The organism is Nonomuraea sp. ZG12, from assembly GCF_052068115.1.
Taxonomy (GTDB): domain Bacteria; phylum Actinomycetota; class Actinomycetes; order Streptosporangiales; family Streptosporangiaceae; genus Nonomuraea.
On sequence record NZ_JBQHCW010000087.1, the window covers coordinates 1 to 1,074 of the forward strand.

Sequence of the window (1,074 nt, forward strand, 5' to 3'; positions counted from 1 at the left end):
GTGGCCATTGTCGGTGTCGGCAACTGCGCGTCGTCGCTGGTCCAGGGCGTTCACTATTACAGGGACGCCGACCCGGCCGTCCGGGTGCCGGGCCTGATGCACGTGAAGTTCGGCGACTACCACGTCGGCGACGTCGAGTTCGTCGCCGCCTTCGACGTGGACGCCAAGAAGGTCGGCCGGGACCTGTCCGAGGCGATCGTCGCCAGCGAGAACAACACCATCAAGATCACCGATGTGCCGCCGACGGGAGTGACGGTCCAGCGCGGCCACACCTTCGACGGCCTGGGCGAGTTCTACAGCGACATCATCGAGGAGTCCGACGAGTCGCCCGTCGACGTGGTCCAGGTGCTGCGTGACAACCAGGTCGACGTGCTGGTGTCCTACCTGCCCGTGGGCTCGGAGGACGCCGACCGCTTCTACGCCCAGTGCGCGATCGACGCCAAGGTCGCCTTCGTCAACGCGCTGCCGGTCTTCATCGCCTCCGACCCCGTGTGGGCCGAGAAGTTCACCGAGGCGGGCGTGCCGATCGTCGGCGACGACATCAAGTCCCAGGTCGGCGCCACCATCACGCACCGCGTCATGGCCAAGCTGTTCGAGGACCGCGGCGTCGAGCTGCTGCGCACCTACCAGCTCAACTTCGGCGGCAACATGGACTTCATGAACATGCTGGAGCGCAAGCGCCTCCAGTCCAAGAAGATCTCCAAGACGCAGTCGGTCACCTCGCAGATCCCGCACGAGATGGCCAGGGCCGACGTGCACATCGGCCCGTCGGACCACGTGCCGTGGCTCGACGACCGCAAGTGGGCCTACGTGCGCCTTGAAGGACGCTCCTTCGGCGACACCCCGCTCAGCCTGGAGTACAAGCTGGAGGTCTGGGACTCCCCCAACTCGGCCGGCATCATCATCGACGCCGTCCGCGCCGCCAAGATCGCGCTCGACCGCGGCATCGGGGGCCCGATCCTGAGCGCTTCCTCGTACTTCATGAAGTCGCCGCCGGAGCAGTACTCCGACGACGAGGCGCGCGACTACGTCGAGAAGTTCATCCGGGGCGAGGTCGAGCGCTGAGCCCCGCTG

1 protein-coding gene is annotated in these 1,074 nt (G+C 66.7%); it reads left to right on the forward strand.

Going from position 1 to position 1,074, the window contains the following annotated elements; genetic code table 11:
* The coding region (locus ACTMTF_RS49355; protein WP_441117031.1) for an inositol-3-phosphate synthase at positions 1–1,065 on the forward strand (1,065 nt) is incomplete at its 5' end.
* Positions 1,066–1,074 lie beyond the last annotated feature (9 nt).